The 11996-nt window shown below is 55.6% G+C and carries 4 protein-coding genes; 3 read left to right on the top strand and 1 reads right to left on the bottom strand.

Annotated features, from left to right (window positions below):
- Positions 1-113 precede the first annotated feature (113 nt).
- The 3 genes from AB4P91_RS25365 (at position 114) to AB4P91_RS25355 (ending at position 7345) form a co-directional block, all read left to right on the top strand.
- Positions 114-2045 carry a hypothetical protein gene (locus AB4P91_RS25365; RefSeq protein ID WP_395603936.1) on the top strand — a complete coding sequence of 644 codons (1932 nt, stop codon included), beginning with the start codon at positions 114-116 and terminating at the stop codon, positions 2043-2045.
- Between the two features lie 126 nt (positions 2046-2171).
- The gene (locus tag AB4P91_RS25360) at positions 2172-4121 is read left to right on the top strand and encodes a hypothetical protein (RefSeq protein WP_395603935.1); all 1950 of its coding nucleotides are present in this window, start codon (positions 2172-2174) and stop codon (positions 4119-4121) included.
- A gap of 419 nt (positions 4122-4540) precedes the next feature.
- Positions 4541-7345, top strand: a complete 2805-nt coding sequence (locus AB4P91_RS25355) for an autotransporter outer membrane beta-barrel domain-containing protein (RefSeq protein ID WP_395603934.1) — start codon at positions 4541-4543, stop codon at positions 7343-7345.
- A 112-nt stretch (positions 7346-7457) separates the two neighbouring features.
- Here the strand turns inward: AB4P91_RS25355 and AB4P91_RS25350 are convergent, their stop codons facing one another.
- A complete protein-coding gene (locus AB4P91_RS25350) occupies positions 7458-11966 on the bottom strand; it encodes an Ig-like domain-containing protein (protein ID WP_395603933.1) in 4509 nt (1502 codons plus the stop codon).
- Positions 11967-11996: the final 30 nt, after the last annotated feature.

Raw genomic sequence — 11996 nt, 5'->3', positions numbered from 1 at the left:
ACAGTAGCCGCTTTTTGACGATGCGCGCTAAATGAAGCCAGCCATTCGAGCTTTCGCGGTACGACGGCATGCGAACCAGCCGGCCACTCAACATTCGTCAGGGAATACGTGTGATGTCCGCCCACAAAACGCCGAACGATGAAACCACGCTACAGAGTGGTCCGAACGATGATATTCCAGCCCCAAAGGTGCCCTTGGTGCTGGATCCGGATGATCCTTTGGGTTTGCTGCCGCTGCGAGCATTGGGGCGCGATCTGGAGGTCACGTTCGAGGGGCTGGATTTCACGACCATTCCCAATCGTACCGATTTGGTGGAGCTGGGTTGGATGGCGCGCGGCGCCACTTTCATCTCTGTCAATGAGCGTAAATACCCGTCCAGTATTCCTGTGCAACAGCCGCAAACTCTCACTATTCCCAAGAGCCTTTTAATCCAGGGCACTTACGATGTGGCGATCTGCTTTTCTCGCAGCATGGTCAACCCTACGGTGTCCCTTAGGAAAAGCATAACCATTGACACCACCAAACCCAATTTTGGCAACCAACCCGATGCGGTCATCTTTCCCGACGAGTTGAACGGCGTCATCACAGAGAGCTATTTGACGCAACACGGACAGGTTATAGCCGAAGTGCCGTATTACACGGATGTGGCAAAGGGGGATCGAGCGGTTTATTTCTGGACGGATCAGCTGGATCCGAGTGACCGCGAAGTTGAGATCGGCGAGCATGAATTCAGCGAGCAAGAGATTATCGACGAGCGTTTGCTGGTCACGGTGCGTGCCGAAGAGATCCGCGCCTGGGGGCATGGTGATCGCTATATGTATTTCCGGCTCAGGGATCGCGCGGGTAACACCGGGCCAAATGCAAGGCGGGCGGGGATCTTTGTCGATCTCTCGCCGCTTCCGGGCGCGCTGCTCCCCCCCGAGGTGCCTTTGAAGCGCAATTTGCTTGACCGTCAGCAGGCGCGCGAAGGCGTTCAGGTGAAAATCGAACGATATGATTTCGCCGACGAGGTGCATCGAGCTGCCATTGATTGGGACGGTACCGCACTGACAGAGATACCGGTCGACCCCACCCGTTTTCCGTTGGAGACCACGGTGCCGTGGACGGTCATTCACGCACGGGGCGATGGCCCGTCTCGCCCCCGCGTGAGTTATCGCATCCGTCTGGCAGATGGCAGCTACACCGCGCCTTCACCTGACATTTCCCTGGCCCTGGACTTGACCATCGCAGGTCAGGATCACGTGGATGCCCCGGCATTGCTCAATGAAACACTGGCCAGACTGGAAATTCGCGGGCAAAAATCCGATCTCGCCAACCAGTTGCGCAGTATCGACTACGGCTTGCCGGCAAGAGCGTTACTGGTTCTGTACGACAATCCTCAGCCGTATGAGGAAATTGATGTGTACTGGGGGCAGATTTCGACGCCCGTGGCGACCTATCCGGTGAAGGCGGGTGATGTATCAGGCAGCCTTGTCGAGGTTGAAATTCCTTGGGAATACATCCTCCCGGAGCTGCAGAACCCGAACTTGCCGGTTTATTACGTCACCCGCAACGGTGTGAATGAACAGCTCTCGCGCAAGACCGAAGTCAAGGTGTCGATCGTCATCATCGAAAATCTTGAGGAACCGAAATACCCCGATGCAACAAAATGGGGCGTCCTGGATTGTTGTTCCGTGCCTCGCTTGTGGGAGGGCGTTAAGGTTCATGTACCGGGCAGCCCACACTTCGCCGCGATGGATGAAGTGATGGTGCATTGGCAAGGATGTCGCGGGCAAAACGGAACTGACCCGTTCGAGGACGCCTATCACGCGTTTTCGAAAATCATTGATCCTGCGGATGTTGAAGATGGCTTCGATATCGTCGTCACTGATTACGAGAAGTTGATAGCGCCTATGGTGAATAACGGTTCGGCCCTTGTCAGGTACGTTTTGTACAAGCGAGATGGCGGTATAGGCCGGTCGCGTCCGAGTATTGTCATTATCAACAGAACAATGCCCAGTACTGAGGTTTGTTCGCCAGGTAATGAGGTTTATTGCCCGGAATAAATTCCGCGTAAACAAGTAGTGGATAGGTGTTGGATGATCACGGATCAAACTCTTGTTTGATTTGCGAGTGAGCTTGTGTTGTAGGTGTGAATTTTAAATTATTTGCTTGAAAAATGGAGAGCGACAATGACTGTCTATGAACAAAATACTAATGAAGATCCCGGTAGAGCCGCAATAAAGGCAATTCGTGCGGCAAAGTCGGCTCGCGCAGCGACGCCGCCAGAGTTGCAGGGGTTGTTGGAGAATGTTCCAGGTGATGACCCGAACAAACTACCGAAGGCGCGACAGGGTGTTGATAATGACGTGATTATCAACAGCGTACTGGAACTCACTCCTCCTACTCCTCCGGGTCGCTCGGTCGAGTTGCAACTCTTGTGGGATGACTTGCCAGTCGGCGAACCTATTAGCGTAAAAACCCCGGTTGCGCCAATGCAAACACTAGTGTTGCCCGCTCTTTATACAATTACTGAAGGCCCGCACCGGTTGAGTTATCGAGTGAAATATGTTGAAGATATTGCGGACTTTCATACCCCGGTCCAGATCATTATTGATAAGACAGCGCCTAATAAAGATGCTCAGGCGGCGGCCATTATTTTGCCGCCGGAGTATGCTGACAAGCGCATTACCATAGAGCGGCTGGACGCCAATCCATTGGTTCCACTGACTATCCCTCAGCACACCGATCGAAAAACCGGGGATGTTGCCGGCGTCTTTATGGGGCCAAGTTATCCGGGTTCGTTTATCGGCTCCTACGTGACTCCCGATGACAGCGATAGTGCAATGACGGTAGATCTGCAAAAACTTCAAATCGAAAACGGCCGTGAGGGGAAGCGGATCATTTATTACCAGTGGATTGATCGTGTCGGTAATGAGGCGCAGCAGCCTTCCGTTCCTCTACACGTCGTTGTCGAACTCACGGCGGCCCCGGCCAACTTGAAACCACTCTCAGTGCCTGAGGCGCCAGCCCCCGACCACCTCATCACCATCAAGGATGCCTTTCCACACGTTGCTGTAGTTATCGAGGAGGGGTACGACAACATTGGGACGGAGGATGAAGTGAGTTTGAGCTTCGATGGCATTCCCCAGCCCCGCAAGCGGGCCAGCGATGGCTTTCCAATGATTTTCGACATTTCCTATGCGCATGTGAAACGCAATGGTCTGGGACCACGCGCAGTAGCTGTGGGCTACTCCGTATGGCGTGGTACTCAGGAATATCCTGAGCTGACACCTGTGCCGGTAAATGTCGATTTGCGCCGCCCCGGTACACTGCCACCTGACCCTGAAAACCCGGATACCGGCAATCCGAACCTGGCGCAAGTATCGGTTCAAGCGGCAGTGACTACCGAACCCAACAAATTTGAACTGGTCGATGCGGGACAGGATGGTACGGCGACTACGGCCATCGATGACGTCCGCGAAAATGGCGATATCTATCAGTTGTTTATGGGGGGGGTCGCTGTTCCAGGCGCACGTTATGTAGTAGATGGGTCTGAATCAGATGGTGATCCTGTCATATTTACCATTCCTCACGCGTTCATGACTGCTCAAGGTAATAATCCGGATGCTAAGGTGCATTACGAAATAACCAATCCATTGATTCCGGACGGCAATCCAAATTCCTCTGTACGACGATCAGTCAGTGTCTACATTGTTGCTGTTACGCTTCCTACACCCAAAATAAACTTCACTGTAATGGACAGCGGTGATGAGTTTTTAACCTGTTCTTCACTGAGGAGTGTTGCGGGGCAAGGACACGTCGCTGTTGTAACTGTGCCGGGGGGCGAGCCGTTAGCGCCGGGACTTAAGTTGCAGTTTAGCTGGGATGGTGTGGGTTGGGATGGTACGGCTCCTGTTCCATTACCGCCTTACCCTTTTGAAAAGATTCTGTCGGGCAACGAACATCTTGACGGTTTTACGGTGTATTTGCCCTACGATACAGCCTTGGAACCGATCAAGGATGGCAGTGGCAGTATTCGATATGAAGCTGTAATAGGCGGGCGTGACGAAGGCTCGGATCCGCACGAGGTGCAAGTTGTTGCGCGTACCAGTGCCGGGGCCGTCTGTCCGGTACCCTGATGCTTAACTAAGTGGCACTCTTAAAAGGAAGGCGTCAGCCTTCCTTTTTTGTTTTTACTGTCCTGTTTCTCTGCGCTTTGGAATTTCTGCAAGGACTTCGTGCGAAAGCAGGACGCCAACTGTGGAAAATTCGCTATTAAGTATCGGACTAATCCTACATTCGACGGGAAGTTTTCGCATTAAGCTGCTGGCGGCTTAATAGCCAATCCTTGTCGGGTGGTAAAGAACTGGAGCAGGTTGTGAGAAATTTACGAACGAAAGTGGAGCGTTTTCATCAAGGGCGGATGACTTTTATGGCGCTTTCGCCGCTGTTGTTTATTAGTCCGTCCTTGATGGCGTTGACACAGGTGGGGGCGGGCGAAAATGTAACTATTGTTGACAGTACGCCTGTTGATAATTATCTGGTGCGCAACGGCGGTGTGTTAAACACTGAAAATGCGCAAACCCATGAAGTATTTGTGCAGAGCGGATCAACCATCAACGCGTCAGGCGGTGCTTTTGTAGGGCGCAATCGCAATAGCGCCGTTACCCTGACCAACAGTCAGGCCTCACTGACCGGGGCAACGTTGACCAGTGATCGTGCGGCACTGACGCTGAGGCGTGAGATAGGTTCACCCACGGGTTCTTCTGCAGTGGTGACGGACAGTATCCTCCAAGGTGGAACATCGGGGGCGCTGATCACTGGATTGAGCACGCTTGAACTTAACGGTGGTGAAGTCACCGGTGTGCTTGCGGACAGTGTCGGAGTCGATATTTACGGCGGCGAGGTTCGCGCCAACGGTACAACCATCAGTGGCGGCACCAACGGTGTGCGGATGTCTGCAAGCAGTGGCGGGCAACCTGACACATTGTTGACGCTCAATGGTGCCACGCTGGAAGGACGGGAGTCCTCGGCCATCCTCGTTCAGGAAGGCGTGCAGGCGCAGATCAGCGTTCTGAACAACTCGCAACTATTGGCTGGCAACGGCATTCTGCTCGATGTGCAGGATGCATCGGCGGCGGACATGACGGTTATCGGTAGCACGTTGCAGGGCAACGTCAACGTTGCCAGCGGCAGCACCGCCAATCTCACTTTTGATCAGAGTTACATGATCGGCGATGTCCTGGTCGATGACAGCTCGAAAGCCAACCTCACTCTCGACAATCATTCGCAGTTCAACGGTCGCCTGGACAATGTCGACAACGTCATACTGGATAATTCTTCACAGTTAACCGGCCAGCTGGACAACATCGCCAGCGTGACGCTGCAAAATCAGTCGCTGCTCTCCGGCCACTTGAACAATGTCGACAACGTCATACTGGATAATTCTTCACAGTTAACCGGCCAGCTGGACAACATCGCCAGCGTGACGCTGCAAAATCAGTCGCAGCTCTCCGGTCACTTGAACAATGTCGACAGCGTCATCCTGAATAATTCTTCCCAGTTAACCGGCCAGCTGGACAACATCACCAGCGTAACGCTGCAAAATCAGTCGCTGCTCTCCGGTCACTTGAACAATGTCGACAGCGTCGTCCTGGATACTTCTTCACAGTTCAGCGGTCAACTGGACAACGTCGACAGCGTCACGCTGAATAACTTTGCACATCTCACCGGCCGCTTGAACGATGTCGTCAGTGTCGATCTGGACAACTCTTCTCGGCTAACCGGTCACCTGGAGAATGTCGGCAGCGTCGCCCTGGATAATTCTTCGCTGCTCACCGGTGACCTGCAAAATGTCGGCAGCGTGTCCCTGCAAAATCATTCACAGCTCACGGGTGATCTGGAGAGTGTCGACAGCGTGACCCTGCGAAATCATTCACAGCTTACCGGTCGCCTGAACAATGTCGACAGCGTCACCCTTCAAGATCATTCCCAGCTCACCGGTCGCCTGGACAATGTCGGCAGCGTCAACATCAGCAGTAACTCGAACTGGACGATGACCGCCAACGACTCGATCGGTGCCTTGAGTCTGGAGGGTGGCAGTGTCACTTTCGGCGCAGCGGATGCGCCCAACCTGTATCACCAGTTGAATGTTGGCACGCTATCGGGCAATGGCACGTTTGTCATGAAAGGCGATTTCGCCAGCGGTGAGCGTGACTTCCTGAATGTGACGGGCGCGTCGTCGGGCGACTTTGGTCTCGCAGTGGCTGCGTCGGGGCTGGATGCAGCGTCGCCTCAGCAATTGATACTGGCGCGTACCGCTACGATCGATGCGGCGCAGTTTGCCTTGGCGGGCAACAGTGTTGTAGACGTCGGTACCTGGTCTTACAGCCTGAACAGCCGAGAGAATGACGACGGCGGCAAGGATTGGTTTCTGGACCCGGCCACTGAAGTGATCAGCCCGGGTGCGAGTTCCGTACTGGCGTTGTTCAACACCGCACCGACTGTGTGGTACGGCGAGTTGAGTTCGTTACGCAGCCGCATGGGCGAATTGCGATTCAACGGTGGCGAGGCGGGCGGCTGGATCCGCACCTACGGCAATAAATACAACGTCGCCGCTGGGTCGGGTGTGGGCTATCAGCAACAGCAGCAGGGGCTGTCCCTTGGCGCAGACACCCGGATAGGTGAAAGTCAGGTGTTGGTCGGTGTTATGGCGGGGACGAGCAAGTCCAATCTCGACCTGGACCGCGGCACTTCAGGCACGGTGGAAAGCTACTACGTCGGCCCGTATCTAACCTGGGTCGACAGTAAAACCGGTAACTACGCTGACGTCGCGCTCAAGATCAACAAGTTCCGCAATGAGTCCAAGGTCAATCTCAGTGATGGCAGCCGCACCAAGGGCGACTATGACAACTGGGGGGTGGGCGCATCCGCTGAGTTCGGTCGCCACATCAAACTGGCTGACGACTACTTCATCGAGCCGTTCACGCAATTGTCGGCAGTGCAGATTCAGGGCAAGCAATACACCCTGGATAACGACATGGACGCCGATGGCGATCGCATGCGTTCGTTGGTGGCCAAGGCGGGTGCCACGGTCGGGCGCAACTTCGCCTTCAAGGATGGGACCATCGCCCAGCCTTACCTGCGTGCGGCAGTCGCACATGAGTTCGCGTCGAACAACGAAGTGAAGGTCAACGACAATGTGTTCAACAACGACTTGTCCGGCTCGCGTGCCGAGTTTGGTGCGGGGGTGGCGGTCGCCCTGTCTGACAAGTGGCAAGTGCATGCGGACTTTGATTATTCCAAGGGTGAGCATATTGAACAGCCTTGGGGGGCCAATGTGGGGGTGAGGTTTAATTGGTAGAGTGCTGACCAAGATGCAGGTACTTTGTATTTAAACGCTTGGCGTCTTTGCCAACATGCGAAACAAAAGCCGCTTCCCCATCATGAGAAAGCGGCTTTTTTGCGTCTGCGTTCTAAGCGCGTTTGATGCCAAAGCCATCAGCAGTCCCGCCGCCAAAGCCAATGTCAATGCGAGTGTCTGTCCGGCCATCCGCAGGGTAAATCACCCACCTTTTGGCAAAACCGGCAGAGTCTGAAGCCCAGCACCAGCGTTCTATAGTCCGTCTGCCTTGGTAGTTACTGATAAATGCACGCCACTCAGACAAGGATGGAATTCGCCCTCCCATACCGGCTGCAGCATTGGCGCACTGAGTGTAGGTGCTGAAGACGCCCGTCCCGAAAAGACGTTCTACGTTCGCAGTTGAAACAGAATAGCTGGCCCTCTGATTCGCACCGTCCGTAACAGTGATAGTTGCACTGCCATTACCCTTGGAAATCACTCGACCCGTTGTCGCGTTTACTTCCGCTACGTCGTTGTTACTGGATTGATAGCGGTAAGGGGGAACACCGCCTTGCGCCGATCTGTCGCCATAGGCTCCCGACGGTGGATTGCCAGGTGTGTGGTCATCCCTGAAATGCCAGGCATTCAAGTACATTGGCGCATTGTAGATAGTCAGCGGCGGTATCGCAGATATCACCCGAAAGGAACGCACCGTCGAGTTTTGCCCGGTGGACACCGCTTTGGCATACACCGCGTGGCTGCCTACACTGACCGCAAGCGTCGCCCTCCATTCACTGGCGCCAGCGGTCACTGTCAGCCTGTAGCCATTGTTGTCATAAATTTGTACTTGGCGGTAAGGCGTTACTGCACCGCGCAAGGTCACCGAGGTTCGCTTGGTCTCGCCGTTGTTGGGGACTTCGACGAGGCCATCGTGTACCGAAGTCAGCGTCGGTGCGATGTGTGCGGCGACGGTAAAGTTTCTTGGATCGCTTTCCACTGGCTGCACGTCGTACAGCGCCTTGGCTGTCAGGCTGTGTGACGTCAGCGCCAGACCGCTGGCAGGTGCCTCCCACGATTTATCGGCCTTGACGGTCACAGGCGCGCCAACCAGCGAACCTTTGTTGTACAGCTGAATCTGTTCTCGCGGAGTCGCAGTGCCTTGCACTTTCACCGACGTGTCATAGGTCGTGCCGTTGTGGGCTACCGATCCGACCGAGTCCGTGACGGAGGAGATAGTCGGCGCAATATGCGCCGCTACAGTAAAGACCCGGGGCGGTGCCGACACCGGATGACTGCCGTACTCAGCGCGGGCGACCAGGCGATAAACCTTAAATGACAGGTCGGTCATCTGATAGGTCCAATTGCCGCTCGCATCGATTTTCACTGTGTCGATTGGCGTTCCGGCATCAAGCAGGGTGATCGTTTCATTTGGGCTGGCCTTACCGGTCAATGTCACCGCGCGGTAGTAGGTCGTGCCGTTCATATCGACTTCACCGCGGATATCGGTGACTCGCGAGATCGTTGGCGTAACGGCCAACGCCACGACGAACGTCCGAGCGGGGCTCGATGGCGGGTCGACGTCGTACTTGGCCGTTGCGACCAAACTGTAGGTTTTCACTCGCAGATTATTGATGCGGTGCTGCCAACGGCCGTCATCATCGACATCGAGGGTGACGAGGGAGGCATTGCTTTCGAATAGCTGGACCTGCATGTTCGGCGTCGCAATGCCCTCGATCAGCACACTGTTGTCGTACGTTGTCGCCCCGTCAGCAATTTCACTTCGAGAGTCGCTCACCGAGAGGATTTCCGGGGGCTGGGTGAATTTGACCGTGAAGGTTCTAGGGCCGCTGACCACCGGATTGGCGTCATACAGCGCCTTGGCCGTAATGCGGTAATCTTTCTCGGTGAGTATGCCGATCTTCAGGCACCATCGACTGTCGACGCCGACCTCTGCGGTTCCCAGCGACGTCGAACCGCCATCAAACAATTCGATGATTTCCCCGCGCGTGGCGGTACCGCTGACGGTGACATGGTCATCGCGGGTTTTACCGCCATCGATGACTTCACCGCGAGAGTCACTTACCCCGTCAATGATCGGCGTTACGTAGTCGTACCGGGTTCTGACGGTCAGGTTGAGCACCGGAAATACACATGCGCTGTCCTCTGAAAGGTCATTGTCGAAAGCCACCTTGCAGATCACGGTCGCTTCTGAGGAATGGCCCAACATGAGCAATTCGCTTCGCCGCAATGTTTCGTTTAGTCCGTTTGTGACTTGCGTCGAGGTGATCTCCCTGCCGTCGAGAATCCTGATGATGTACGCAGCGCCTGCGGTGGTCTTGCCAATCAGCAGCAACCAGATGCGCTGCGTGAAAGCGATGAATGGCCATCGTTTGACCAGCACTCTCGGGTCGCCACTGAACATCATCAAGTCCAGGACTGAGTTCAATGCCTGCGGCACCTCGGGGCGCGGCAGGTCTTTCTCGGGATCCTGAAAACTCAGCACCCGCAGGGTCAACGATTGCGACTCGGTCGCTTTGCCGTAACGGTTCACCCGATAGTCGACGGTCACCGCTCTGTTGATGTTTGGCCCTACCACCGACGAGAGCAGGTGGAACGCGACAGTCCCGCTTGCGTGCGCCGGTTTGACCTGGTCTACAGATGTGCCTGGGCCGGGTGTACCGATCCATCGCAGGTTGACGGTGTCGAGCGCCGTATCCATGCTGGCATAACTCACCTGCACGTCTACACCATTCAAGGCTTTCATTGGGTCGAGCAAGCCGTCGCTGGCTTGCTCGACGATCGGTGGGGGCAGCTCCCCCACCAGGTACCCAACCATCAGCTTCAACGTTGCCGAGTGGCTGAACAAGCCTGTGGCGGCGTGTTTGATCCAGTAAAACACCTCGACAATCTGACCGATGTTGATCGTCACGAACCGTTCATCCACCCTGAAACGTACAGGGTGGCCTGCTGTTACGGTGGTAATTGGCACCCAGTCGCTGGTGCTGCCCAAAGGGTGCTCCGCATGCCAACCGAAGGAGACGATGTCATCCTTTTCTGTTTTCGCCCCGATCAGCACATGAACGATATCGAACACTCGCGACGGGTCCAGCACATCTGGCGGATCGGCTTCCTCGACCACCGGCATTGGCAGCGTGGCGCGGATTTTCTCGACCTTCGCCAGCAACCGCTCGGATTCAGTGACGCCGTAGAGCGCCGCTTGGTCGTTGGACACTCGGTAGGAAAGATCGAGCCTGGCCAGCGGGCGGATGTGCTCGGCGCCAATGTAAAACGTGATCAATCCTGCCTTGGCGTCATTTTCGCTGACGATGCGCTCTTCCTCGTATACATAAGGTCGACCGTCGGGCTGCGTGCCCCGCCAGATCAGGTTGATCAAATCGCCATTGGCCATGTCGGGATAGCGCACGTCGACGGTCGCGTAGGGTTCGTCCGAGTGCAGCGTGTCGCCGCGAAGCTCACGAATGGTCGGCTCTGGCAGCATCACTACGTCACCCACCACTTGGGCAAACGTGCGCCTGGATGAGAGCGTCTCGCCATTCGTTTTCTCCAACACATATGAAGCATCCGCCAGGCCCATGGCGATGGCTCTTATGTCTGCGTAGGACACTTCCCAATCCAGAATGCTCGGGATGTTGTCGATGGTTCTACACGCTGAACGTATCAATGGCTTACCGGTCTGGGGCGTGCCGATGAAGCAAAAGGTCAATTTGTCGCCGTGAGCGAAATCCTTGCTCTGCACATGAACCCTGATCGTGACGTTCTGTTTGTCCAGATCTCTGATGATAATGAAGCCGTTGACCGATTCTTTGATGACGGGCGCTTCCAGGCGCCAGCCACCGGCATCAACGCGAACGCGCGTGCTTTGCGAGCGCCGGACCGCCCAGTTCCAGACCGGATCGTGAATGTCATAGCGCAATAACAGCGCAGCACTGTCACCCCCGGCCAGGATGGCCGCCTGGTCGGCGATCATCACGATGGGCGTTTTTCTATCGGCCTCATCCTGAGTCACGGTATGGGGCGCAAGAATGTTGTTGGCGCTCCCCCAATGCACCAGGATCGAGTCACCCACTGCCATTTCCGGGTAGAACGGAATGATGATGGGCACGCCTTTTTTCGCCCACTCGACATCAATACCCTGTCGCACGACCTCCTCGGGCAACTGCAGTGGATGCAGCTCGGAATGGCCGTCCGGCAGATGCGGCGCCTTGTCGCGACCGCCGGGGCGCGTGAGTTTGACCCGTAATCGCAACGCCACCGAGGGGGCGTCCGGGGTGTTTTCACCGAATCGGGTCAATTGGTAATAACACTCTTCAACCCAGCCCGGTTGGGCGATGGTTGCTGGCAGGTAAAAAAACAGCGGTTTATTGACTTCGTCCGCCTCTACTACCTTGGTGTAAACGGCTGACCTTTCCCAGCAAATGACAAGCTGATCGCCCTCCTGCATGCCGATATACGGATTGATCACACACAACATCCCGGCGGGGTTGTCGGTGACCACTGCGATATTGATCCCGCCATCCCCATCTTCAATGGGGCGAACCATGCCCGCGATCAGCAGGGGACGAAGCGCCAAGGTCTCGTTGTCATCGAAGCGGGGGAACAGATAGGGGGTCCGGAATGGCATGTTGCGACTCCTGTAGAGCGGCGGCGATGT

Source organism: Pseudomonas sp. B21128 (assembly GCF_044218865.1).
Lineage (GTDB): Bacteria > Pseudomonadota > Gammaproteobacteria > Pseudomonadales > Pseudomonadaceae > Aquipseudomonas > Aquipseudomonas iridis.
The sequence above is the reverse complement of the archived record's forward strand: the minus strand, read 5'-3'. Positions and strand labels throughout refer to the sequence as shown.

Bases quoted from the DNA above. Each gene is read 5' to 3' on its own strand.
- AB4P91_RS25365 (WP_395603936.1), top strand. From the start codon at position 114: ATGTCCGCCCACAAAACGCCGAACGATGAAACCACGCTACAGAGTGGT.
- AB4P91_RS25350 (WP_395603933.1), bottom strand. From the start codon at position 11,966: ATGCCATTCCGGACCCCCTATCTGTTCCCCCGCTTCGATGACAACGAG.
- AB4P91_RS25360 (WP_395603935.1), top strand. From the start codon at position 2,172: ATGACTGTCTATGAACAAAATACTAATGAAGATCCCGGTAGAGCCGCA.